We start from the raw sequence: 23878 nt of genomic DNA, 5'->3' as shown, positions 1-23878 counted from the left end.
GGGGCGCCCACCTGCGCACACCACCAACCACCTACACCCTGGGGGCGCGGGGAACTGCGCGGCCAACCATGCACCTCCGTAGAGGGCTGGCAGCGCAGTTCCCCGCGCCCCTTAGGTGGTGCAACCTCAGGCAGAGGGCAAAGCCGCCAGCTGCGCGGTGAGACGCACGATGTCGGCCTCCGCTTTGGCCTGACGGCCATGGATCTTCTCCACCGCCGCCGGTGCCGCCTTGGCCAGGAACGCCTCGTTGGCGAGCTTGGCCTGAGCCTGGGTCAGCTCCTTCTCCGCTGCCGCCAGGTCCTTCGCCAGGCGCTTCCGCTCCGCGTCGACGTCGATGGTGCCGGACAGGTCCAGTGCGACGGTGGCCCCGGCGACCGCCAGGTTCGCCGTCGCGTGGAAGTCCGCGCCGGCGGGCTGGAGCTTGGCGATGGAGCGCAGCGCGGCCTCGTGCGCGGTCAGTCCGCTGCCGCTGAGGTCCAGCTGGGCGGGGACCTTCTGGCCCGGGGCGAGCCCCTGGTCCGCGCGGAAGCGCCGGATCTCGGTGATCACCGACTGCAGCTGGGCGATCTCCCGCTCGGCGGCGGCGTCCGCGCGGCCCGCGTCGGCCGTCGGCCACTCGGCGACGACGACGGACTCGCCGCCGGTCAGCGCCGTCCACAGGGTGTCCGTGACGAAGGGGATCACCGGGTGCAGCAGGCGCAGCGTGACCTCCAGGACCTCACCGAGGACCCGGCGGGTCGCGTCGGCCTGCGGGCCGCCCGCGATCAGCGTCGACTTGGACAGCTCGACGTACCAGTCGAAGACCTCGTCCCAGGCGAAGTGGTAGAGGGAGTCGCTGAGCTTGGCGAACTGGTAGTCGTCGTAGAGCGCGTCGGTCTCGGCGACGACCGCGGCCAGGCGGGACAGGATCCAGCGGTCGGGCGCGGTGAGCTGGTCCGCGGCCGGCAGCGGGCCCGCCAGCGTCGCGCCGTTCATCAGCGCGAAGCGGGTGGCGTTCCAGACCTTGTTGCAGAAGTTGCGGGACGCCTTGACCCAGTCCTCGCCGATCGGCACGTCCGCGCCCGGGTTGGCGCCGCTGGCCAGCGTGAACCGGACCGCGTCGGCGCCGAACTCGTCCATCCAGTCGATCGGGTCGACCGCGTTGGGGTTGGACTTGGACATCTTCTTGCCGAACTGGTCTCGGACCAGACCGGTGAGGGCGATGGTGTGGAACGGCGCCTGGCCGTCCATCGCGTACAGGCCGAACATCATCATCCGGGCGACCCAGAAGAAGATGATGTCGTGGCCGGTGAGCAGGACGTCGGTCGGGTAGAACTTCTCCAGGTCGGCGGTCTGCTCCGGCCAGCCCAGGGTGGAGAAGGGCCACAGCGCGCTGGAGAACCAGGTGTCCAGGACGTCGGGGTCCTGGTGCCAGCCCTCGCCGGTGGGCGCGGGGTCGTTCGGGCCGAGGCAGACGACCTCGCCGTCCGGGCCGTACCAGACCGGGATCCGGTGACCCCACCACAGCTGCCGCGAGATGCACCAGTCGTGCATGTTGTCGACCCAGCTGAAGTAGCGGCCCTCCAACTCCTTCGGGTGAATCTGGACCCGGCCGTCCCGGACCGCCCCGCCGGCGGCGGCGGCCAGCGGCTCGACCTTGACCCACCACTGCAGCGACAGCCGGGGCTCGACCACGGTGTGGCAGCGCGAGCAGTGGCCGACAGCGTGCATGTAGGGGCGCTTCTCGGCGACGATGCGCCCCTGCTCACGCAGTGCGCCGACCACCGCGGACCGGGCCTCGAAGCGGTCCAGGCCGAGGAAGGGACCGTGCACGGTGATGACGCCGTGCTCGTCCATCACGGTGAGGTTGGGCAGGCCGTGGCGCTGGCCGATGGCGAAGTCGTTGGGGTCGTGCGCCGGGGTGACCTTGACCGCGCCGGTGCCGAACTCCGGGTCGACGTGCTCGTCCGCGACGACCGGGATGCGACGGTCCGTCAGCGGCAGCGCGACGGTACGGCCCACCAGGTGGGCGTAGCGGGCGTCGTCCGGGTGGACCGCGATCGCGGTGTCGCCGAGCATCGTCTCGGCGCGGGTGGTCGCCACGACGATGGAGTCGTCGCCGTCCCCGTAGCGGATCGAGACCAGCTCGCCCGGGCGTTCCTCGTGCTCGACCTCGATGTCGGAGAGCGCGGTGAGGCAGCGCGGGCACCAGTTGATGATGCGTTCGGCGCGGTAGATCAGGCCGTCGTCGAACAGCTTCTTGAAGATGGTCTGGACGGCCTGGGACAGCCCCTCGTCCATGGTGAACCGCTCACGCGACCAGTCGACGCCGTCGCCGAGACGGCGCATCTGACCGAGGATCTGGCCGCCGTACTGCTGCTTCCACTCCCAGACCTTCTCGACGAACGCCTCACGGCCCAGGTCGTGCCGGGACTTGCCGACCTCGGCGAGCTGCTGCTCCACCTTGTTCTGGGTGGCGATGCCGGCGTGGTCCATACCGGGCAGCCACAGCGTCTCGAAGCCCTGCATACGCTTGCGCCGGGTCAGCGCGTCCATCAGGGTGTGCTGGAAGGCGTGGCCCAGGTGCAGCGCGCCGGTGACGTTCGGCGGCGGGATGACGATGGTGTACGGGGGCTTGTCGCTCTTGGCGTCCGCGGTGAAGTAACCACGCTCGACCCAGCGCTCGTACAGCGGGCCCTCTACCTCCGCCGGGGCGTACTGGGTCGGCAAGGTCTCAAGGGCGCTGTGGTCCCCGTCGTTGACGGGGCGCTGGTTCGTGTCGGTCACGACACACAGTTTACGGATCGCGCGGCATGGTCACGAACCGCTTTCCTTCCGGTTCCCGATGGTGATCGAATTCCGGCCCTGGCCGAAACCGTGTGGACGGCCGATCCGGCGCGCTGGTCTGATGACCCACTACGTCCACCAGCCAGTCCAGCGCCGCCTTCGGCGTCTGCGTCTGCGTCTGCGTCGACAACAGCACCTACACGCTGCTCATGGACACCTCGAAGGTGAACGCGACCTCCGCGGACCTGCCCGCGCCGGCCGCCCGCACCCTGCAGTTCCGGAGCGCGGAAGAGGTCAAGAAGTAGCCCGTCCCGCACGTCGCGCCTCCCGCGCTCACCTGGCCCTCCTCTGGTCAACTGTCAGTCGTCGGACAGTACGGAGTCGAGGAGGAGTCCAGGTGAGCGACGGCGGCGACAGCAGCCCGGCGGAACGGAACGCCGCTCGGCGGGCCCGGATCGAGGAGCTGCGGGCGGCGGAGCGGGCGAAGCAGAAGCGGCGCCGCACCATCATCGCGCTCTCGGGGGTCGCGGTGGCCGCACTGATCGCCGGTGGCATCGCCTGGGCCGTCGCGGGGCGCCCCGGATCGACGACGACCGCCTTCTGCGGCAACACGGCCGCCGGCAGCCCCAACGGCAAGCAGTGGAAGACGGCGCCGGCGATGTCCATCGACACGGCCGCGAACTACTCGGCGACGCTGAAGACCTCCTGCGGCGACATCGGCATCAGGCTGGACGCCAAGAACGCCCCGCACACCGTGAACAACTTCGTGTTCCTGGCCCAGCAGGCCTACTTCGACCACACCAAGTGCCACCGGCTGACCAACAGCGGCATCTACGTGCTGCAGTGCGGCGACCCGACCGGGACCGGCAGCGGCACCCCGGGCTACAGCTTCAACGACGAGTACCTGAACGACCCGGCGATCCAGGGCGGGACCTACCCCGCGGGCACCGTGGCGATGGCCAACTCGGGGCCGAACACCAACGGTTCACAGTTCTTCCTGGTCTACCAGGCCAGCCAGCTCTCCGCGGCGTACACCCCGTTCGGGACGATCACCTCGGGCCTGGACATCCTCCAGCACATCTCCAAGGACGGCACCGACACAGGCACCGGCGACGGCGCCCCCAAGGACACCGTCGTCATCAACTCCGTCCCCGTCACAAAAAACTGACAGCACACCAGACGCACCAAAGGGGCGCGAGACTCTGCTTGATCAACTGCGTGCGCTGCCAACAACCCCCCTCCGTGGAGGGCAGGCAGTGCAGCAAGTTCCTCGCGCCCCTTACTACGCTTTCCGCTACGCGGACTTTTCGCGCCGCTCCCGCTGCGTCCGCAGATCCCGCGGCACCAGCGTCGGGTTGACGTGCTCCAGTACGACGTCCTCGGTCACCACCACGCGGGCGACATCCTTGCGCGAGGGCACCTCGTACATCACGGACATCAGCACCTCCTCCATGATGGCGCGCAGCCCGCGCGCCCCGGTGGAGCGCTTGATGGCCTGGTCGGCGATGGCGTCCAGCGCGGTGTCGGTGAACTCCAGCTCGACGCCGTCCAGCTCGAACAGCCGCCGGTACTGCTTGACCAGCGCGTTCTTGGGCTCGGTGAGGATCTGCAGCAGCGCGTCGCGGTCCAGGTTGTGCACGCTGGTGATGACCGGGAGGCGGCCGATGAACTCCGGGATCATCCCGAACTTCACCAGGTCCTCCGGCATGACCGCGCGGAACTGGTCACTGGACTCGATCTCGTGCTTGCTGCGGATGGTCGCGCCGAAGCCGATCCCCTTCTTGCCCGCCCGGGACTCGATGATCCGCTCCAGGCCGGAGAAGGCGCCGCCCACGATGAACAGCACGTTCGTCGTGTCGATCTGGATGAACTCCTGGTGCGGGTGCTTGCGGCCGCCCTGCGGGGGCACCGAGGCGGTGGTCCCCTCCAGGATCTTCAGCAGCGCCTGCTGCACACCCTCGCCGGAGACGTCACGCGTGATCGACGGGTTCTCGCTCTTGCGGGCGACCTTGTCGATCTCGTCGATGTAGATGATCCCGGTCTCGGCCTTCTTGACGTCGTAGTCCGCCGCCTGGATCAGCTTCAGCAGGATGTTCTCGACGTCCTCGCCGACGTAGCCGGCCTCGGTCAGCGCCGTGGCGTCCGCGATGGCGAACGGGACGTTCAGCATCCGGGCCAGGGTCTGCGCCAGCAGCGTCTTGCCCGAACCGGTGGGGCCCAGCAGCAGGATGTTGGACTTGGCCAGCTCGATGCCGTCGTCGCGGCCGTGCTTGCCGTTCTCGCCCGCCTGGACCCGCTTGTAGTGGTTGTAGACGGCCACGGACAGCGACTTCTTGGCCGCCTCCTGGCCCACCACGTACCCGTCGAGGAACTCGTAGATCTCGCGGGGCTTGGGCAGCTCCTCGAACCTCACCTCCGAGGTCTCCGCGAGCTCCTCTTCGATGATCTCGTTGCACAGGTCGATGCACTCGTCGCAGATGTACACGCCGGGCCCGGCAATGAGCTTCTTCACCTGCTTCTGGCTCTTCCCGCAGAACGAGCACTTGAGCAGGTCGCCACCGTCACCGATGCGTGCCACGAGGTGCTTCCCCTTCGCCAAAGGCTCCGTGGGGCAGGAGCCTGGTGCTTGGTTTCCGACGGTACTCCGTCAGGACCCCCGATCCGCCGCGTTCGGCGGTCTTCCCTCTTCCGCCCTGGGCGAATTACGGCCGGAACGGCCTCGCTGCCCAGGACGGGTGGGGAAACTGCGTGTCCCGTACGACGCCGCCGCGAGACGGGAACCGACTCGGGGCGGGGACGGGCGGCGCGCAGCCGGTAACTCCGATGGTGCCAGGCCGGGGCCCCCGGACCAATAGCCGGGGGCCAACGGGCCACGTGGTGCGTGTCTCAGTCAACTCCGCGTCGACAGGGAGTCGACTCTGCGTCGACGCGAGCGGGACGGCATGTACGCGTCGACACTTGCCGTCAGTCGACCAGCGAGCCCTTGCGGGTCGAGGTGATCTGGTCGATCAGACCGTACTCCAGCGCCTCGGCGGCGGTGAGGATCTTGTCGCGCTCGATGTCCTCGCTGATCTGCTGCTGCGTCTGGTTGGAGTGCTTGGCCAGCATCTCCTCCAGCTGCTCGCGCATCCGCTGGATCTCCGCGGCCTGGATCTCCAGGTCCGACACCTGGCCGCGGCCGGTCTCGGTGTACGGCTGGTGGATCAGGATCCGGGCGTTCGGCAGCGCCATCCGCTTGCCGGGGGCGCCGGCCGCGAGCAGCACCGCGGCGGCGGAGGCCGCCTGGCCCATGCACACGGTCGCCACGTCGGGCTTCACGAACTGCATGGTGTCGTAGATGGCGGTCAGCGCCGTGAAGGAGCCGCCGGGCGAGTTGATGTACATGGAGATGTCCCGGTCCGGGTCCATCGACTCCAGGCAGATCAGCTGCGCCATGATGTCGTTCGCCGAGACGTCGTCGACCTGGGAGCCCAGGAAGATGATGCGCTCCTCGAAGAGCTTGGCGTACGGGTCGTACTCGCGGACGCCCTGCGAGGTGCGCTCGACGAAGCGGGGGATGATGTAGCGGCCCTCGGCGCGCATGTCCTCGACGCGCCGGTGGGCGCTGGACAGGCTGGGGATGTTCATAACGGGTGTGGCCTCTCCGGAAGCGTACGGACTGTGATCGTTGACGGTGCTGCGGTGCGCGCCGGTCAGGCGCCCGTGCCGCCGCCGCCGGGGACGTCCGCGGCGCTGTGCATGATGGCGTCGATCAGGCCGTACTCCTTGGCCTCCTGCGGCTGGAACCAGCGGTCCCGGTCGGAGTCCTTGGTGATCTGCTCGACGTTCTGGCCGCTGTGCTGCGCGATCAGCTCGGCCATCCGGTGCTTCAGCCGGACCAGCTGCTGGGCCTGGATCCGGATGTCGGTGGCGGAGCCGCCGAGGCCGGCCGAGGGCTGGTGCATCAGGATCTCGGCGTTGGGAAGCGCGAAGCGCTTGCCCTTGGCACCGGCCGTGAGCAGGAACTGGCCCATCGAGGCGGCCATGCCCATGGCGATGGTGACCACGTCGTTCTTGATGTACTGCATGGTGTCGTAGATCGCCATGCCCGCGGTGACCGAGCCGCCGGGCGAGTTGATGTACAGGAAGATGTCGCGGTCCGGGTCGGCCGCGAGCAGCAGCAGCTGAGCCGTGATCTTGTTGGCGATCTCGTCGTCCACCTGCTGGCCGAGGAAGATGATGCGCTCGTTGAGCAGACGGTTGAAGACCTGGTCTCCCAGACCGCCACCGCCGATGTCTCCGGCGCCCATGGGGGTCATCAGGCCGGGCATCTGGAACTGGGGAGTCGTCACGTATCCACCCGCTCGTTGTTGTGTGGCGGCTGATCGACCGCCGCCACTGCGTCTCTTACGAAGGTCGGCACGTCGGTGGCCCTGATGGACCGACAGTCACCCTGCCCTTCGTACCAGTGACCCTAACGCGCAGGCCGGGCCTGGCCATCCCCTACACAGAACTGTTCGCTGTGAGCGCAGGGTCACCGGACGCACGGAAGGGCCCGGACGCACGAAGCGTCCGGGCCCTTCCGTCAGAGCGTGTTCGGCAGACCGTGGATCAGGCCTCGGTGGTCTCCGCCGCCTCGGTGGCTGCATCGGCCTCGGTGGCCTCGCCGTCCTCGGTCACGGCCTTGACGGTCTCGGCGGCGTGCTCGGTCGCCTCGATCTCGTCCTCCTCGTCGTCGAAGTCGACGACGTTGCCCTCGGTGTCCACGACCTTGGCGGCCTCGACCACGACGGCCAGGGCCTTTCCACGGACGACCTCGCCGACCAGCAGCGGCACCTGGCCACCCTCGACAACCTGCTTGGCGAACTGGTCCGGGGTCATCCCGGAACCGGCGGCACGGCGCAGCAGGTGCTCGGTGAGCTCCTCCTGGTTCACCGCGAGCTCCTCCTTGGACGCGATGGCGTCCAGGACGAACTGGGTCTTGATGCCCTTCTGGGCCTGCTCGACCAGCTCGGCCTGGAACTCCTCGGCGGTCTTGCCCTGCAGCTGCAGGTAACCGTCCAGGTCGACGCCCATCTGCGGCAGCTGGTGGTGCTCCAGGTTGTGCTTGCGGGTCTCGACCTCGTCCGCGAGCAGCTTCTCCGGGTACGGCATGTCGACGAGCTCCATCAGCTTGTCGAGCACGCGCTCCTGGGCCTGGGTGGCCTGGTCGAACTCCTTCATGCGGACGAGCCGCTTGCGGGAGTCGTCCTTCAGCTCGTCCAGGGTGTCGAACTCGCTGGCCAGCTGGGCGAACTCGTCGTCCAGAGCCGGGAGTTCCTTCTCCTGCACGGTGGTCAGGCTGACCGTGACCTCGGACTGCTGGCCCTCGGCGGTGCCACCCTTGAGCTCGGTGGTGAAGGTGGCGGTGCCGCCGGCCTCCAGGCCGACCAGGGCCTCGTCGATGCCGTCGAGCAGGCGGCCGGAGCCGATCTCGTAGCTGACGCCGGTGGCGGTGCCGTCCTCGGGGACCTCACCGTCGACCTTGGCCTCCAGGTCGACGACCACGACGTCGCCCAGGGCGGCGGCGCGCTCGACGGCCTTGGTGGACGCGAAGCGGTCGCGGAGCTGGTTCAGGCTCTCCTCGATGTCCTCGTCCGACACGGCGATCGCGTCCACCTCGACCTCGATGCCGGTGAAGTCGGGGAGGGTGATCTCGGGACGGATGTCCACCTCGGCGGTGAACTTCAGGTCGCCACCGTCGGCGATCTTCTCGACACCCTCAAGGCCGTCGATGTCGGGCTGACCGAGGACGTCGACCTTGTTCTCGTCGACGGCCTGGGTGTAGAAGCGCGGCAGCGCGTCGTTGACGGCCTCCTCCAGCACGGCGGCACGGCCGAAGCGCTGGTCGATGACGCGAGCCGGGATCTTGCCCTTGCGGAAGCCCGGAACCGTGACCTGCTGGTTGATCTTCTTGTACGCCGCGTCGAGGCTGGGCTTGAGCTCCTCGAAGGGCACCTCGACGGTGAGTCGAACCCGGGTCGGGTTCAGAGTCTCGACGGCGCTCTTCACGGTTGGGTCTCCTTGGGGGCTTGCGGTCGGGGTGTCCGCCGCGCCGAAGGTGGAAAACCTGGGGCACGGCGAGACGGGTGATAGGTCAGAGGCGACATCGCCCGCCGGGATGGGTCGGACGCTGAGCACGCTCCTCGCCCTCGGACGGCTGAGCCCGTTTCGACCCCGGTGACCTGTGACCATGTCGCCACCGTGTCGCCGGGCATGCCACGTGGACAGCCGTCAGCGGTCCATCCTACCGGTACCACAATCTGCATTGGTCCCAGCTGAGGGGGGAGGTCGCGCAGCGGGGACGGGCCGGTGCCCCGGAAGGGTCGCGGCGGCGGACCGCAGCGCCATGGAGCGAGGGACCGGGCAGGCCGGAACGACAGCCGGGGAGGGGCCGGGAACGGTCGACGAGGTTCGCCCGGCGGCCGGTGAAAACACCCGTGCGGGTCAGCCCGTGGACGCCACCGCGGCCTCGTCGGCGGGCAGCTCCGGGGCACCGTCCCGAGCCGCGCCGCGAGCGGCGCCCTGGGCCGTGCCTGTCCCGGTGTCCTCGCCCCGGGGACGCCGGCCCGGGCCTCCCCCGGCGCCGACCATCGTCGGGGCGGCGTCGCGGTCGGAGATGAGCAGGGCGGTCAGTGACGCGACGGCGGCCAGCCCGGCCGCCACCAGGAAGGCCGCGTGATAGGCCGTCAGATTCGGGCCGGGATGCCCGGCCCCGGTCGTGGTGACCGTACCGATCGCCGCGAGGACGGTCCCGAGCAGCGCGACACCGATGGCCGAGCCGAGCTGTCGCTGAGCGTTGAAGAGGGTGGAGGCACGTCCTGTGGAGGCCGGCGACACGGTCGCGAACGCGGCGGTCTGGGCCGGCATGAAGACGTGCGCCATCGAGAACCCGGTGCCGAACATCAGCGCACGCGCCGCCCAGACGCTGGTCTCCGGGGTGAGCCGGGCCATCAGCACCATGGCGACGGCGACTCCGGCCGCGCCGGTGGCGATGATCCGGCGGGGGCCGATCCTCGGATACAGCCGGCTCGCGACCTGCGAGGCCAGCATCACCCCGATGGCCTCGGGGAAGGTGTTGAGGCCGGTCTGGAACGCGCTCGCCCCGACCGCGTTCTGGTAGTACAGCGGGAACAGGTAGAGCATCCCCAGGAACGCGGCGCCGGAGGCCAGACTGACCAGGTTGGTGGTGCGGAACAAGCGGTCCCGGAACAGCCGCAGGTCCAGCATCGGGTCGGCGATCCGCAGCTCGACCAGCACCAGCGCGAGGACGGCGGCCAGACCGACCGCGCCGGAGGCCACGATCCTCGGCGTCCCCCAGCCCTGGTCCGCGCCCTCGGCCAGCGCGTACATCACCAGCCCGAAGCCGACGGCCGCCAGGACGAACCCGGCGGCGTCGAAGCGACCGGCCCGCTCGCTGCGGAAGTCGGGGAGGAAGAGCAGCCCGAACGCCATCGCGGCGATGCCGATCGGGACGTTGACGATGAAGACCCAGTGCCAGCTGAAGGTGTCCACCAGCCAGCCGCCGAGCACCGGCCCGAGCGCCGGCGCGACGGCGGTGGGCAGCATCAGCACCCGGGTCGCCCGCATCCGCTCCTCCTGCGGGAACGCGCGGAACAGCATCGTCATCCCGACCGGGGTGAGCATCCCGCCGCCGGCGCCCTGGACGATCCGGTAGAGACTGAGCTGATCCAGGCTCTGCGCGGTACCGCACAGCAGCGACGCGACGGTGAACAGCGCGAGCGCGGCGAGGAACACCCTGCGCGTCCCGAACCGGTCCCCCAGCCACCCGGACAGCGGCACAAAGACCGCCAGGCTGACCAGATAGCCGACATTGACGATTCCGACGGAGGCGGCATCCACCGAGAACTGCCGCCCGATCGAGGGCAGCGCGACGTTGACGATCGTGGTGTCCATGATCGACATGAAGAGTGCGGCGACGAACACGACCGCGACGGCGGTCTTCGGCGACAACGGACGGCGACGCGCGATGGGGGCGGGCATCTCTGCGTTCACGCCTTCCGTTCGAGTGGACAGAGCTGCCGACCGTAACAAAATCTGACGCCTCAGCTATTCCGACCACCACTCCGACCCCTGTTCCCGACGCTCGGAGCAAGCCAGGATCAGGGGGTCACCCCAACCACACCAAGGTCCCGGACGCGCACGAGGACCGGCCACCCCCCTATGAGCCCAGACATGCCGAAGGCCCTGTCGCACCCGACGACAGGGCCCTGAATCTCCACATACCGACCTGGTCGGGGTGACCGGATTCGAACCGACGACCTTCCGCTCCCAAAGCGGACGCGCTACCAAACTGCGCCACACCCCGTACCGTCCAGTGGCTGGACGACACGTAGCGTACATGCTGATCGCCGAAGTCCGGCCCGCTTTTTTCCGCCGCCCGGCCGAGCACCACGCCGTGCAATCAACCGGTGTGCATCCGCCCGACCCGGTCCGCTAGGCTGTCCCCCGAACGCGCCCCACCAGCGCGCTCCGCGGGCGTAGCTCAATGGTAGAGCCCTAGTCTTCCAAACTAGCTACGCGGGTTCGATTCCCGTCGCCCGCTCCGAACGGCTCGGCCCCAGCTCAGCGACCTGATCGCAGAGCCGGGGCCGATCGTCGTTTCGGGGCCTATGCCCCCGGTGTGCCACACGCGTGCCACACCGGACTAGATCATGGTTTCGATGGCTCTCGGTTCGCAGTGCCACGAGCCGATCCACCCCAGGTGAAACCCACCAAAGTCGCCAACCTGCAACTGCTGCGGCAAGTCTGAGAGCAACGCAGGCAGACAATGACAGGCCCTCGGCGGTCAGCTCTCTTCATCAAGGAGCTTAGCTGCGGAGGCGGGGTCCATGAGGTTGGACCATGCTTGCTCAGCTGCTTCCAGCGGGCGCTCGGGAAGGGAGTACTCGGGAAACCAGCCGTCGAGGGCACAGCCGGGTACAAGATCGAGGACTGTGACGACCAGGGCATCAGGAACGGACCCGGTGATCCGCACAGCGACGTAGGTCTCATGCCCCTGGCTCGCGCGGATCTGGATACCGAGCCGGGCACCGGCCACGCTGCCTTGATGTTCGCGTCCATCGAGGAGGGAGGTGCGAGCGAGGTCGCGGACAGTGCCGGCCAGACGGCGTTCCAGGCGAACAGCCGCCTCTGCGCGGTAGCGCGAGTGGTCACTGTCGTCGGGCAGCAGGTGCGCGGTGTGAGTATTGGTGGTCAACGCCGCAGTATGGGTGGCGTTGTAGCGAGCGCGAGCAGCCACAGCCGTGGCAGCCAGGAGCGCATAGAAGTCCGTGGTGCTGCCGTCCTCGCGGCGGCCTGCGGCGATCAGCCATAGCGGGACGTCAGCTGACGAGTCGTCGGACCAGAGCGCGCCGCGCCACCGCTGGACCTTGACCTTGAAAAGGACTTGGTCGTCCACAGCGGCGATGCGCTCGTGCGGCGTGTCGGGGTCAGCGAACTGCTCGTCAGCCTTGGCCAATAGCGGGTGGTCGAGCTCGTCCAGAGGCCGATCCACCGGCCCCACGGGAAGTCGAAGGTCGTCACGCAGGCAACGCAAGGTCGGTCGAACGCGGTTCATCGGATCCCGGTCAGCCCGTCTCGTCGACGCCGCCGAGGGCGTCGAGCTGCTCGCGACTGACCCCGGCGAGTAGGGCAACGCGAGACGCGCGGGTGCCGTCGAGCTGGTGCATGAGGTCCTGCATGCGGCGACGCATCTCGTCGCGCCGGGCATCCAGGTAGAACTGAACGGCCTCGGCGACCAGGTCCTTCTTGGTGATGCCGAGAAAGTTCGCCCCAGAGGAGATCAGCTCGTCTATGGCCGGGTCCACCTTCAGCGGCGCTTGCCGGCGTGTCGTGCTGGCTGCAGTCATGGCAGTCTCCTGACGTCTCTCGAAATGGTACCTTCAGTACCTCACCTCGACAAGCAGGCAGAGCACTCGAAGGGCCGGACGCTGAATCTCAGGAACTACGGGACGGGCCCATGCCCATGCGGCCCAGTTCGTGGGCCACGCGGCGGCAGCCCCGGCGGGGTGCAGGCGACGCATCTCGCACACGGCGGCCTCGATCTCCGCGCTGGTGCGGCGCGGGCAGACTCGAGGCCGGTGCGAGTGGTCGGACAGGGCGGCCAGTCCGCCCTGCAGGTAGCGGTTCTTCCAGGTGTGGATGGTCTGTCGTGAGACGCCGTAGCGCGCGGCGACTTCGGTCAGCGGACAGCCGTTCTGGATCTCGATGACAGCGCGATAGCGCTGTTCCATGATGCTCAACTCCACCAGTGCCAACATGGCCTCCCTGGTGATCGTTGACTGATCGTCAGGAGGCTATGTCAGCTGACAGGTGTCAAGCGTCAACTGAAACCGCAGCGTCAAGCATCAACCGAAGTAGGACATTCGCCTTGACGATAGGAGCGTCAAGCAGTACGCCAACCGACTCTGCTCCGAAGTCTCTTCCTGGATTTAAGGCCAGCGATCGAAAAGTGAATGCATGGAAATCGCCCAGTCGCGCATACGATCTCTGAAATGAAATGATCCCCGCCCGACCCCGTGCCCGCTGCGTGCCCGGTCGGAGGGGAAGCGACGGGGAACCAGGGGAACGCCGGTGCACTAGACGCTCCGCCGCAGGTCAGCGAATCGCCAGGTCAGCCGGGATCTTGGAACGGACTCTTCCAAACTAGCTACGCGGGTTCGATTCCCGTCGCCCACCATCGTGGAAGTGGGCCATGCGAAGGCGAATCTTCCTCGATTGAACTGGGCGCTGTCCCGGGTCAAAGTCGAGCCGGTCAGCGAACAGGCGGCGAAGGCATCAGCAGAGCTGCTCAGGACCGTCGGGCTCCACGGGCACAAGTACGCCATCGATGCCACCGTTGCGGAGGTGGCGCTCCGCCAACCCGGACCAGTGGCCGTGCTGACGTCTGATATCGACGACATGGCCAAGCTGTGCGGTGGCCGAGTGAAACTCATCGGCCTCTGAGCCCGGAGACATGATCGCCGCATTGGGGCCGATCGTCGTTCCGAGCAGCTTCTGTTTGTATCCAGACCAATGATGTGGCCACCCTGGCGAGGCTCAGGATGAAGTCTGAGCTCGTGCGGATGACGTGGGTGATTGCGCTAGCCGGAGGGTGAGCGCTTCGGTATGGTCAATGGTATGGCTACGACGAAGAAGTACACCGTGACCCTGCCCGAGGATCTCGCCGAGTCCGTCCGGGCGAAGGTCGGGCCGGGCAACTTCAGCAACTACGTCACGCAGGCCATAGCGCGTCAGGAGGAACGGGGACGGCTGCACGAGCTCGTCGACTGGCTGGAGGACGAGTACGGTCCCGTCACCGAAGAGGAGTTGACTGAGGCAGAAGCCGAGCGTCGACTGTTGGAGCAGCGCCACACGGAGTTGGCCGCCACGCGAGAAGGAGCGAAGCAGCAGCATGATGCCGCTTGAGCGCGGACCACACTTTCCTCCTTGACAGCGAAGGGTTGTCACAGCTCGTCCGGGGCGACGCCCGCATGCGGGCCCGCCTCAAGGTCGCCGAACGCTCCGACCTTCGGGTCATGACCACCTCGATGACACTCGTCGAGGCGTACCACTCGAAGCTCTACCGGCCGGCCTGGCGCTGGGCCCTCTCCCGGATCGTCGTGGAGCCTGTGACCAAGGAGATCGCCGACGCGGCGATCGATCTCCTGCAGGACGCTGGACTGCACGGACACAAGTACGCCATCGACGCCACCCTCGCCGCCATCGCCCTGCGGCAACCGGGCGTGGTCACGGTGTTCACGTCGGACGAGGACGACCTGCGCAGACTGTGCGGAGACCGGGTACTGGTCGTGAAGCTCTAAACGGTACGTCTGAGCCCTCGTCGCCCTCGCCGCAGGAACTGGAATCCGCAGCGGGGAAGCCCGCGAGGTTCCAGGTGATGAGCACATCGGCCCCGGCGGCCAACGCGGCCGCCGAGCGGTGCCGATCGTCAGGGTCGTCGCCCGGCATCTCGTCCACGAGGTGGGCATACGCCGACTCGTGGATCTCGCAGTCGGCGAAGATGCGGCGGATCGCCCGGGTGACAGCGACAGCCGACTCCGTGGAGCGTTGCCGCTCCCGGACGATGAACCTCTCCCACTCCGACAGCAACCGTTCCGACCAGACGACGTTGCGCGCCGTCTGTGCTGCGCGGACGGGTTCGCGGTGGGGCGGCTGGGCTGTTCGGGGAGAATTTCGGGATTGTCGGGGCTGAGGTGTCGATCTGGGGTGGGGGCGTTCGTATAGAGGGTGAGAGGTCGGCAGGGAGTCGGCCGGCCCGTTGTCTGCGGGCATCGTGAAGGAGGGCGTCATGAAGAACTACCTGCTCAGCGTTGTGCAGCCGACCGGGGCTGAGCGGCCCGCGCCGGATGTGATTGAGGGGATCATGCGCAACGTGGCGGCGATCAACGAGGAGCTGAGGGCGGCCGGGGCCTGGGTCTTCGCCGACGGCCTGTTCGGCCCCGACACCGCGACGATGCTCCGCCCGCAGCCGAACGGCGACGTGCTGATGACGGACGGCCCCTACGCGGAGGGCAAGGAGTACCTGGGCGGCATCAGCATCGTCAAGGCCGCCGACCTCGACGCCGCGCTGGCGTGGGGGCGGAAGGTCGCGATCGCGACCACGCTGCCGATCGAGGTCCGGCCGTTCTCGACCGAGGTCGACGGCTGATGTCCGAAGCCTCCGCTGGCCGGCCCGACGCCGGCGAGCCGCCCAGCGGGCACCCGACCGGCGTGCCGTCGGCCGGGGCGCCGCGGGCACGCCGGACGGGGGTGGACGGAGGCGGGGCGGCGGCCGACGGGCCGGGGCAGGGGGTGGTGGGTCCGCTGTCGGCCGGGGAGATCGAGGGGGTGTTCCGGGCGGAGTACGGGCGCGCGGTGGCGGTGCTGGTGCGGGTCTGTGGGGACATCGACCTCGCCGAGGAGGCGGTGCAGGACGCCTTCGTTGCCGCGGTGGAGCGCTGGCCGCAGGCCGGTCTGCCGCCCAGCCCGGCCGGATGGATCATCACCACCGCCCGCAACCGGGCGATCGACCGGCTGCGCCGGGAGGCCGACCGGACCGGACGTCACGTCCAGGCGGCGCTGCTCCACAGTTCCGACGACCAGGACCAGGAGTACGAGCCGAGCCAGGGAGGTGCCATGCGCGACGACCGACTCCGGCTGCTGTTCACCTGCTGCCACCCCGCCCTTGCCGTCAACGCCCAGGTGGCGCTGACCCTGCGGCTGCTCGGCGGGCTGACCACGGTCGAGATCGCCCGGGCGTTCCTGGTGCCCGAGCCGACGATGGCGCAGCGGCTGGTCCGGGCGAAGGGCAAGATCCGGGACGCAAGGATCCCGTACCGGGTCCCGGACGACGCCGAGTTGCCGGACCGGCTGCGCGCCGTGCTCGCGGTGGTCTACCTGATCTTCAACGAGGGCTACGCACCGGGCTCGGGCGAGAGCCTGGTCCGGGCGGACCTGTGCGCGGAGGCGGTCCGGCTGGGCCGGCTGCTGGTCGAGCTGATGCCGGACGAGCCGGAGCCGATCGGGCTGCTCGCGCTGATGCTGCTGATCGACGCCCGCCGCGAGGCCCGCACCGGCGCGGACGGCGAGCCGGTGCTCCTCGGCGACCAGGACCGCGGCCGGTGGAACGCGGCCCTGATCGCCGAGGGCCAGGACCTCGTCCGCCGCTGCCTGCGGCGCGGTCACCCGGGGCCCTACCAGCTGCAGGCGGCGATCAACGCCGTGCACAGCGACGCGCCCGCCGCCGGCCTCACCGACTGGGCGCAGATCCTCCAGTTGTACGACCACCTGGTGGCCCTGGCACCGAGCCCGGTCGCCTCGCTCAACCGCGCCGTCGCCTTCGCCGAGGTGTGGGGCGCGGCGGCGGCGCTGCCGCTGGTCGACGCCCTCGCCGCCGACCTGACGGGCTATCACGTCTTTCACGTGGTCCGCGCCGAACTGCTCGGCCGGCTGGACCGGCCCGCGGAGGCCGCGGCCGCGTACGACGCCGCGCTCGGCTGCACCGACAATGCCGCCACCCGCGCGCTGCTGTTGCGCAGGCGCGAGGCGGCGGCCCGGTCGGTCCATGACGACGACGAGCGGTGAGGGCCACGAGGATCCAGGTGGTGCCGCGTCGTAAGGTGATCACCTCGACGAGAGAGGGATCTTGAGCTGTGAGCATGGAACGAATCAGTCCGCGGCCGATCGCCGGTGAACGCGAGATGCTGCGCGAGGCCCTCGACTTCCACCGGGCGACGCTGGCGATGAAGTGTGACGGCCTCTCCGACGAGGACCTGCGTCGGCAGTCCAGCCCGCCGTCGACGCTCTCCCTGCTCGGCCTGGTCCGGCACATGGCCGAGGTGGAGCGGGCCTGGTTCCGGCGGACCGTCAACGGCGAGGACATCGCGCTGGTCTGGTCGGACGCGGGCGACTTCCAGGTCGCGTACGACGCGAGCACGTCGACGCGGGCGGAGGCGTTCGCGGCATGGGAGGCGGAGGTCGACCAGGCGCGCCGGATCGAACGTGAGGCGGACTCGCTCGACCTCACGGTGTACGCCGCGCGCTGGGAGACGGACATCACGCTGCGTACGGTGATGCTGCACATGATCCACGAGTACGCCCGCCACAACGGCCACGCCGACTTCCTGCGTGAGGCGATCGACGGGACCACCGGCATCTGAGGACGCCCGCCGCGCACGGTGATCGGCCCTGGTTCGGCGGCGTGGTCGCCGGGCCGGGGCCGATCACCGTTGGGCCGGGTCGGGCCCGGTTAGGCCCGGGCGTCATTTTTCGACCACCGCGCGGGCCCGGCTGCGCACGGGGTGATGGGGATCGGTCAAACGCCGGTACGCTCTGCGGTGGGCAGGGTTTTCACGTTCCCCTCACATCTGGAGATTCCCCGTGCGCGCGCCGCAGCGGCTGACGGTCATACAGCGCAGTGTTGTGCGCGAAATGGCGTCGCTGGGACTGGAGTTCCAGCCGGACGGCGATGTCGTGCGCGGCCCCGGGACGACGGCGGTCGCGGTGCGGGAGCACGCCGACAGCACGGGCGGCCACGTCGACCTCGGTTACGTCCTGCGGCTGGGCGAAGGCGAGGGGCCGGTGGTGTGGGACTGCACCGCGGGCCTCGGTCGCACCGAGGAGGAGCGGCTGCAGAACGCGGTGCGGATGTGGCGCACCACGACCGCCTCGACCGTGGTCGAACTGCTGGACGGCCGCGGCATGCACGGGGACCACTTCCCGGCCGGTTCGCCGGGTGGGGTGGCCGGGTGGCATGCGATCCAGGGGCCGGCCTGCGTGTTCGGCTTTCGCAGCACGCCGCTGGGCGACTGGGTGGCGGAGCATCAACTCCTGCCCGCCGTCGCCGAATCGGTGCTCCCCCGGCTGACCGGACGCGACGTCAACGGGGTGAAGTTCTTCTTCGGCGGCCGCAGCGGGGACGACGTGGCCGAGGTTCGGGTCAACGGCGAGCCGGTGGACGAGGCGTCGGCGGCGCTGCGGGAGCTTCCGTGGCCGCGCGGCGAACGGCTGGCCTGGGTGCGCTGTTTCGTCCTGCTGGCCGCCGAACCCCCGGTCCAGGCAGGGTCGCCGGCCGGGGGCGGGACCGGAACGGCGGTGCCGGTTGCGGTGGCGTCCACGGCGTTGCCGTGGCGGCCGGGCAGCCGGGGTGCGGCGGGGGCCGGACTGCTGCGGAGACTGCTGCGCCACCGGTAGCCACTGGTAGCCACCGGCAGGGCTCGGCAGGTCCAGGGACGAGCGGATTGGCCGGCGAGCGGGGTCATCGGCGAGCCGGTGCACGGGCGTCAGGTTCACGGGCACGCGGGTGCGCGGCACGCGGGTGCGCGGCACACGGGCGCGCGGCACACGGGTGAGCTGGTGCAGTGGGCGCCAGGTTCACGGGTGAGCGGGCGCACGGGCACGCGGGTGCAGGGGTACGGGCGCGCGCGTGGACCTCAGCGGGCCGACGGGGGAAGGCCGGTGGCTGAAGGGGCCTGCGGACCGTCAGGTCGTCGGGAGGCGCCGGGAAGCGACCCGGTCACCTCCCGGCGTGCGGTCAGCAGGCCGCCGACGGCTACTTGGTGAGGTTGTTGAGGGTCGTGGCGAGCTGGTCGAGGAAGCTCTGAATAGGCGTCGCCGCGGACGTCTTCGCGAGGAAGAAGCCGAAGAGGGCTGCCAGTATCGCGAACCCGATCTTCATCTGCTTGTTCCTGATGAAGACGACCAGGAGGATACCCAGCAGGACAACGGCGGAGACGGAAAAGGTTGTCACTCTGATTCACTTCCTCGTTCAGGACGTGCTCGGTGTCCGAGCCACCCGGCAGGCCGGTCCGCCGTATCTCTCTCAGGCACTGCCTTCTCCCTCCCCACGCCCGACCATCAGTGTCTCCGGAGCGACGGGCTCCGTAAAGCACTTCCGGGAGACAGCTCACCAGGTGATCCGCGATTCGGCCGAGATTGGCCGAAGATCGGCGGGGGCCCCGGGGAGGGTTGGTACAGATGGTACAGGTGTTGCGAAGTGGGCTGGCACGTACGGTCATTCACGCCAGATCAGCAGCAGCGCGCGGTCGTCGTTGAGATCCTTGGCGACGGTCTCGATCAGGCGCCAGGCGGTGCCGGTGAAGGTCGAGCCGATGAGCCGGTCCGCCTCCCCCATCAGCCGGTCCATGCCCTCGGAGATGTCGCGGCCGGGAGCCTCCACCATGCCGTCGGTGCAGAGCATCAGGACGTCGCCCGGGTCCAGCCTGCCCCGCAGGCCGATGAACTTGGCGCCGTCGTAGATGCCGAGCAGCGGCCCCTCCGCCTCTTTGGTCTCCCAGTGGCCGGCGCCCATACAGCGCTGCATTCCCGGGAGATGACCCGCCGACAGCAGTTCGTACTCGCCGGTGTCCAGGTCCAGGACCAGGTGCACGGCACTGGCGAAGCCCTCCTCCCACTCCTGGCGCAGCAGGTAGCCGTTGGCGGCGGGAAGGAAGTCGTGCGGCGGCAGCGAGCCGAGCAGGCCGCCGAAGGCTCCGGAGAGCAGCAGCGCCCGGGAACCGGCGTCCATGCCCTTGCCGGAGACGTCGGCGAGCACGGCCTCCAGGATCCGGCCGCCCTCGCCGGTGCGGGCGGCGACCAGGAAGTCCCCGGAGAAGGACTGGCCGCCGGCCGGACGCAGTGCCATCTCGGCGTGCCAGCCGTCCGGCAGGGCCGGGATCTGCGACTGGACCTTGAGCCGCTCGCGCAGGTCGAACAGCATGGTGCCGCCACCGCGCCAGGGAACGCCTACCCGGCTGCGGAGTTGGGCCAGCAGCAGTCCGGCCGCGCCCACCGCGCCGACGACCAGGACGCAGCCCGGGGTGACCCGGCCGGGCCCCAGGTCGTAGGGGCCGAGCAGAGCGGCCTCGACGCCCAGTGCCGAGGCGGCCGCGGCGTAGAGGAGCACCAGACTGCTGGGGCGCAGCAGCAGCGCACCGATCAGCACCGGCAGGACCAGCGTGGTGGGCGGGCACCAGACCGGCTGGACCAGCGTGGCCAGGGTGAGCAGCGGCACCAGCAGCAGCAGGGCGGCGAAGGCCAGCCAGTCGGAGGCGTCGCCGCGGAAGTAGTCGACGGCGGATCGGCGCAGCCTGCGGCGGGCCCGGTAGAGCGCCCTGCGCCCCCGTGCCGCGACCGTTTCCCGAGGGGACACCTCGGGCTGTGCTGCTGCCATGCCCGCTGACCCTACCGACCGGAGGTGCGGTGCGTCGACGCCCGCCCGAGGGGTGAACCGGGAGCGCACGCGGCCCGGCGTGCGCGGGCGGACGTCCCGTCGTGCGCGCCGGGGCTGCCTGAGGGTGGTACGAGGTGGCCCGGGACGGGCCGTGGGAGGGGGCGCGGGCAGGTGGCTGCTGTGCGGGTTTGGGGTGAATTGGTCGCGCAGTTCCCCGCGCCGCTCAGGGCGCTGCGTTCACCGGCGGTGTGGGGGCTGGCAGTTGGGGCACCAGAAGAGGTTGCGGGTGGCGTGCGTCTCGGTGCGGACCGGCGTGCCGCAGACCAGGCAGGGCTGGTGGGCACGGCGGTAGACGTAGACCTCGCCGCCGTGGGCGTCCTCGCGAGCGGCACGGCCCATGGCCTGCGGGGTGTGCTCGGGGCGCACGGTGTCGATCCAGCCGTCCCGTACGCCGTCGCGCATCAGTGCGCCGAGGTCGGCCCATATCGCGTCCCACTGCGCGCGGGTGAGCTCGCGGCCGGGCAGGTGCGGGTCGATGCCCTGCCGGAACAGCACCTCGGCGCGGTAGATGTTGCCGACGCCGGCGAGCACCTTCTGGTCCATCAGCAGGGCGGCGACGGTGGTGCTGCTGCGGCTGATTCGCTGCCAGGCGCGGAGCGGGTCGTCGAGGTCGGGGCCGGAGTGGGCCGAATCACCCGAGCGGCCCGGCGTGCCCGAACCTGCCGGGGCGGGCCCGTCGGTGACCGGCGCGCCGGGGGGAGGGGCGCGGAGCGGGTCGGGGCCCAGCCGGAGCTGGATGTCCTTCTTGTCGAAGCTGCTGATCAGCGCGCAGGTGGTGGGGCCGCGCAGATCCGCGTAGTGCCGGTCGTCGGCGATCCGCAGCCGGACCTGCCCGACCGGGGCCGGCGCCTCGCCGCCCGGCTCGATCTCGCCGAACCGGACCTTGCCGTACAGGCCCAGGTGGATGTGGATCCAGCCCACGCCCCGGAAGCCCAGGAAGAGGTTCTTGCCGTGGGCGTCGGTGGTGCTGAGGGTGTGTCCGTCCAGGCGCAGCGCGGCGGGTGCGAACGGGCCCTGTGGACTGGAGACATGCACCGGCTCGCCGCCGAACACCTCACGGTATCGGGCGGCGAGCCGGTGCAGGGTGTGGCCTTCTGGCATCAGCGGTCGCGGTGGGTCGGGTCGTCCGGCGGCGTCAGCCCTGCGGGTGGTTCGCCGGGATCGGCGGGAGCTCGCCGGTGGTCTCGTACTCGCTGATCATGTCGATCCGGCGGATGTGGCGGGGGTCCTCGGAGAACGGGGTACCGAGGAAGACCTCGACGAACTTGGTGGCCTCGTCCAGGGAGTGCATCCGGGCGCCGACGCTGATCACGTTGGCGTTGTTGTGCTCGCGGCCCAGCGACGCGGTCTCGGTGCTCCAGGCCAGCGCGGCGCGGACGCCCTTGACCTTGTTGGCGGCGATCGCCTCACCGTTGCCCGAACCACCGATGACGATGCCGAGGCCCTCGGGGTCGGCGGCGGTGCGCTCGGCGGCACGGAGGATGAACGGGGGGTAGTCGTCCACCGCGTCGTAGATGTGCGGACCGCAGTCGATGGGCTCGTGCCCGGCGCTGGTCAGCCACTGGACGAGGTGCTGCTTGAGTTCGTATCCGGCATGGTCGGATCCCAGGTACACGCGCATGGTCGTCAGTGTGGCACGAGGCGGCCCGGGGCCGCTGCTCAGGCCCGGCGTCCGAACAGCTTCCAGGTGGTCGGAAGCAGGCCCATGGCCAGCGCGATCTTGACTGCGTCGCCTGTCAGGTACGGGTAGAACCCGTACGAGGCGGCCTGGGCGAGGGAGACGTGCAGGGACACCGCCAGGTAGGGCACACCGACGGCGTAGACGGCGAGGTTGCCGAGCAGCATCGCGCCGGCGGTGCGCAGCGGGCTGCGGTCCGCACCGCGGCGGGCCAGCTCGCCGACGACGGCCGCCGCGACCATGAAGCCGATGACGTAGCCGAAGGTCGCGCCGAGGCCGGAGCTGCCGCCCGCGAACCAGGGGAGGCCGGCGAGGCCGGCCAGCAGGTACAGCGCCATCGAGGCGACGCCGCGGCGGGCGCCGAGGGCGGTACCGACCAGCAGCACGGCCAGGGTCTGGCCGGTGACCGGCACGGGCGAACCCGGCACCGGCACCGCGAGCTGGGCCGCCAGGCCGGTGAACGCCGCACCGCCGACGACCAGGGCGAGGTCGCGGGCCAGGCCACGGGCCCGGGTGGAGGAGGCGGGGAGCAGGTCGGCGAGGACTGCGGGCGTGGCCAGGCTCATCAGGGGTTCTCCGAGGGGGAGGCGGCGGGAGTGAACGCCTGTGAACCTATCGGGCTCCGGTGCGGGGGCGCCTCGGCTGGTCCCCACAAAGGAGCAGGTCAGTGCGTTGGAGGCTTGACGCAGGGGGCGCGCGGAGCGCGGGGGCGCCGTGGGTGGGCGCGGAGCGGGGGCGCGGGGAACGGTGACCGTGTGGGGTGGGCCGGTCGCGCAGTTCCTCGCGCCCCTGTTGGGGTTGCTCAGTTGCCTCGGGGGAACCTGTGAGGGTTGACCGACTACTCGAAGTTGGGGCCGGCGGTGCGGGTGCGCTTGATCTCGTAGAAGCCCGGGGTGGAGGCGACCAGGAGGGTGCCGTCCCAGAGGCGGGCGGCGGCCTCGCCGCGCGGGGCGGGGGTGACCACCGGGCCGAAGAACGCGATGCGCTCGCCGGTCGGACCGGGGACGGCGATCACCGGGGTGCCGACGTCCTCGCCGACCAGGCTGATGCCCTCGTGGTGCGAGATCTTCAGGTCCGTGTCGAACTCGGTGGACTCCGCCGCGTCGGCCAGCTCGACCGGGAGGCCCGCCTCGGCCAGCGCCGCCTCGATGGTCTCCCGGGTCCGGGGCAGGCCCTGGTTGTGGAAGCGGGTGCCCAGCGCGGTGTAGAGCGCGCCGAGCACCTCGTCACCGTGCTTCTGTGCGGCGGCGATGCAGACCCGGACCGGGCCCCAGGCCTCGGCTAGGAAGTCGCGGTACTTCTCCGGCAGGTCCTCCCGGCCGGAGTTGAGCACGGCCAGGCTCATCACGTGCCAGCTGACGGTCACCGGGCGCTGCTTCTCGACCTCCAGCATCCAGCGGGACGTCATCCAGGCCCAGGGGCAGAGCGGGTCGAACCAGAAGTCTGCGGTCACCGGGGTCGTGGCGGTCTCGGACATGCGTGGGCCCTCCCAGGGCGCTAACGAAGAAGTACGACGTCTCTGCATGAGCTCGGACGATCGAACGAACGTGCCCCGGGCGGCGGTAATTCCCGTACCGCGGATTCAATCGTCCGAACTGTCACCACTTCGGGTGGTACTACCTGGAGGCGTAGAGGAGGTACCCCGTGAAAGGATGCGCGGGAATCAGCAGCGCGGACGGGTG

23 protein-coding genes, 2 tRNA genes and 1 pseudogene are annotated in these 23878 nt (G+C 69.8%); 9 read left to right on the top strand and 17 right to left on the bottom strand.

Annotated features, from left to right (window positions below; all coding sequences use genetic code 11):
• Positions 1-126: 126 nt before the first annotated feature.
• Positions 127-2766, bottom strand: coding sequence for a valine--tRNA ligase (locus tag ABH925_RS34335; RefSeq protein WP_370154753.1), 2640 nt, complete (start codon positions 2764-2766; stop codon positions 127-129).
• A gap of 397 nt (positions 2767-3163) precedes the next feature.
• Between ABH925_RS34335 and ABH925_RS34330 the strand changes: the two genes are divergently transcribed.
• Complete coding sequence (locus tag ABH925_RS34330; RefSeq protein WP_370154750.1) at positions 3164-3934, top strand: peptidylprolyl isomerase; 771 nt, start codon at positions 3164-3166, stop codon at positions 3932-3934.
• 126 nt (positions 3935-4060) lie between these two features.
• Here ABH925_RS34330 and clpX read toward each other — a convergent pair whose 3' ends face one another.
• From clpX to ABH925_RS34300, 6 genes are all read right to left on the bottom strand, one after another.
• Positions 4061-5344, bottom strand: coding sequence for an ATP-dependent Clp protease ATP-binding subunit ClpX (gene clpX, locus ABH925_RS34325; protein ID WP_370154747.1), 1284 nt, complete (start codon positions 5342-5344; stop codon positions 4061-4063).
• A 386-nt stretch (positions 5345-5730) separates the two neighbouring features.
• Positions 5731-6393 carry an ATP-dependent Clp protease proteolytic subunit gene (locus tag ABH925_RS34320; protein ID WP_370154744.1) on the bottom strand — a complete coding sequence of 221 codons (663 nt, stop codon included), beginning with the start codon at positions 6391-6393 and terminating at the stop codon, positions 5731-5733.
• Positions 6394-6458: 65 nt separating this feature from the next.
• On the bottom strand, positions 6459-7076 hold the full coding sequence (locus ABH925_RS34315; RefSeq protein ID WP_370154764.1) for an ATP-dependent Clp protease proteolytic subunit: 618 nt from the start codon (positions 7074-7076) through the stop codon (positions 6459-6461).
• A 280-nt stretch (positions 7077-7356) separates the two neighbouring features.
• Positions 7357-8796, bottom strand: coding sequence for a trigger factor (gene tig, locus ABH925_RS34310; protein WP_370154741.1), 1440 nt, complete (start codon positions 8794-8796; stop codon positions 7357-7359).
• A 435-nt stretch (positions 8797-9231) separates the two neighbouring features.
• Positions 9232-10788 carry an MDR family MFS transporter gene (locus ABH925_RS34305; protein ID WP_370154738.1) on the bottom strand — a complete coding sequence of 519 codons (1557 nt, stop codon included), beginning with the start codon at positions 10786-10788 and terminating at the stop codon, positions 9232-9234.
• Positions 10789-11036: 248 nt separating this feature from the next.
• A tRNA-Pro gene (locus ABH925_RS34300) sits at positions 11037-11113 on the bottom strand.
• A 166-nt stretch (positions 11114-11279) separates the two neighbouring features.
• On the opposite strand from ABH925_RS34300, the gene ABH925_RS34295 reads away from it, so the two are divergent.
• Positions 11280-11350 (top strand) — tRNA-Gly (locus ABH925_RS34295).
• A 243-nt stretch (positions 11351-11593) separates the two neighbouring features.
• Here ABH925_RS34295 and ABH925_RS34290 read toward each other — a convergent pair.
• The 3 genes from ABH925_RS34290 to ABH925_RS34280 all read right to left on the bottom strand — a co-directional run bounded on the left by ABH925_RS34290 (position 11594) and on the right by ABH925_RS34280 (position 13055).
• A complete protein-coding gene (locus tag ABH925_RS34290) occupies positions 11594-12301 on the bottom strand; it encodes a hypothetical protein (protein ID WP_370154735.1) in 708 nt (235 codons plus the stop codon).
• Between the two features lie 73 nt (positions 12302-12374).
• Positions 12375-12656 (bottom strand): hypothetical protein, encoded by a 282-nt coding sequence (locus tag ABH925_RS34285; RefSeq protein WP_370154732.1) that lies wholly within the window; start codon positions 12654-12656, stop codon positions 12375-12377.
• 33 nt (positions 12657-12689) lie between these two features.
• Complete coding sequence (locus ABH925_RS34280; protein WP_370154761.1) at positions 12690-13055, bottom strand: leucine zipper domain-containing protein; 366 nt, start codon at positions 13053-13055, stop codon at positions 12690-12692.
• A 340-nt stretch (positions 13056-13395) separates the two neighbouring features.
• Here ABH925_RS34280 and ABH925_RS34275 point away from each other — a divergent pair.
• From ABH925_RS34275 to ABH925_RS34265, 3 genes and pseudogenes are all read left to right on the top strand, one after another.
• Positions 13396-13752 (top strand): annotated as a pseudogene (locus ABH925_RS34275) (DNA-binding protein); the annotation flags it as partial.
• Positions 13753-13926: 174 nt separating this feature from the next.
• Entirely contained in the window at positions 13927-14214 is a 288-nt protein-coding gene (locus tag ABH925_RS34270; protein WP_370154729.1) for a hypothetical protein, read from the top strand.
• Positions 14211-14609: a PIN domain-containing protein gene (locus tag ABH925_RS34265; protein WP_370154726.1), complete on the top strand. Its 399-nt coding sequence runs from the start codon at positions 14211-14213 to the stop codon at positions 14607-14609. The genes ABH925_RS34270 and ABH925_RS34265 overlap by 4 nt, the downstream gene beginning before the upstream one ends.
• On the opposite strand, the gene ABH925_RS34260 is transcribed toward ABH925_RS34265, so the two are convergent.
• On the bottom strand, positions 14545-15081 hold the full coding sequence (locus ABH925_RS34260; RefSeq protein ID WP_370154758.1) for a PIN domain-containing protein: 537 nt from the start codon (positions 15079-15081) through the stop codon (positions 14545-14547). The genes ABH925_RS34265 and ABH925_RS34260 overlap by 65 nt on opposite strands.
• Before the next feature lie 16 nt (positions 15082-15097).
• Between ABH925_RS34260 and ABH925_RS34255 the strand changes: the two genes are divergently transcribed.
• The 4 genes from ABH925_RS34255 to ABH925_RS34240 all read left to right on the top strand — a co-directional run bounded on the left by ABH925_RS34255 (position 15098) and on the right by ABH925_RS34240 (position 18480).
• On the top strand, positions 15098-15457 hold the full coding sequence (locus tag ABH925_RS34255) for a YciI family protein (protein WP_370154722.1): 360 nt from the start codon (positions 15098-15100) through the stop codon (positions 15455-15457).
• The gene (locus ABH925_RS34250; RefSeq protein WP_370154719.1) at positions 15457-16872 is read left to right on the top strand and encodes an RNA polymerase sigma factor; all 1416 of its coding nucleotides are present in this window, start codon (positions 15457-15459) and stop codon (positions 16870-16872) included. The genes ABH925_RS34255 and ABH925_RS34250 overlap by 1 nt, the downstream gene beginning before the upstream one ends.
• 74 nt (positions 16873-16946) lie before the next feature.
• Entirely contained in the window at positions 16947-17447 is a 501-nt protein-coding gene (locus tag ABH925_RS34245; protein WP_370154756.1) for a DinB family protein, read from the top strand.
• Between the two features lie 271 nt (positions 17448-17718).
• Positions 17719-18480, top strand: a complete 762-nt coding sequence (locus tag ABH925_RS34240) for a DUF6348 family protein (protein WP_370154716.1) — start codon at positions 17719-17721, stop codon at positions 18478-18480.
• A 358-nt stretch (positions 18481-18838) separates the two neighbouring features.
• On the opposite strand, the gene ABH925_RS34235 is transcribed toward ABH925_RS34240, so the two are convergent.
• From ABH925_RS34235 to ABH925_RS34210, 6 genes are all read right to left on the bottom strand, one after another.
• Positions 18839-19036, bottom strand: a complete 198-nt coding sequence (locus tag ABH925_RS34235; protein ID WP_370154714.1) for a hypothetical protein — start codon at positions 19034-19036, stop codon at positions 18839-18841.
• Between the two features lie 264 nt (positions 19037-19300).
• Positions 19301-20458, bottom strand: coding sequence for a PP2C family protein-serine/threonine phosphatase (locus ABH925_RS34230; RefSeq protein ID WP_370154712.1), 1158 nt, complete (start codon positions 20456-20458; stop codon positions 19301-19303).
• 237 nt (positions 20459-20695) lie between these two features.
• The gene (locus ABH925_RS34225; RefSeq protein WP_370154709.1) at positions 20696-21619 is read right to left on the bottom strand and encodes an Fpg/Nei family DNA glycosylase; all 924 of its coding nucleotides are present in this window, start codon (positions 21617-21619) and stop codon (positions 20696-20698) included.
• 34 nt (positions 21620-21653) lie between these two features.
• Positions 21654-22139, bottom strand: a complete 486-nt coding sequence (locus ABH925_RS34220) for a ribose-5-phosphate isomerase (RefSeq protein ID WP_370154706.1) — start codon at positions 22137-22139, stop codon at positions 21654-21656.
• A 38-nt stretch (positions 22140-22177) separates the two neighbouring features.
• The gene (locus ABH925_RS34215; protein ID WP_370154703.1) at positions 22178-22762 is read right to left on the bottom strand and encodes a biotin transporter BioY; all 585 of its coding nucleotides are present in this window, start codon (positions 22760-22762) and stop codon (positions 22178-22180) included.
• A 272-nt stretch (positions 22763-23034) separates the two neighbouring features.
• Complete coding sequence (locus tag ABH925_RS34210; RefSeq protein WP_370154700.1) at positions 23035-23673, bottom strand: DsbA family protein; 639 nt, start codon at positions 23671-23673, stop codon at positions 23035-23037.
• Between the last annotated feature and the right edge of the window lie 205 nt (positions 23674-23878).

Origin of the sequence: Streptacidiphilus sp. EB129, assembly GCF_041262645.1 — a bacterium.
Lineage (GTDB): Bacteria > Actinomycetota > Actinomycetes > Streptomycetales > Streptomycetaceae > Streptacidiphilus.
Note: the sequence above shows the minus strand (reverse complement) of the source record. Positions and strands in the feature narration are given on the sequence as shown.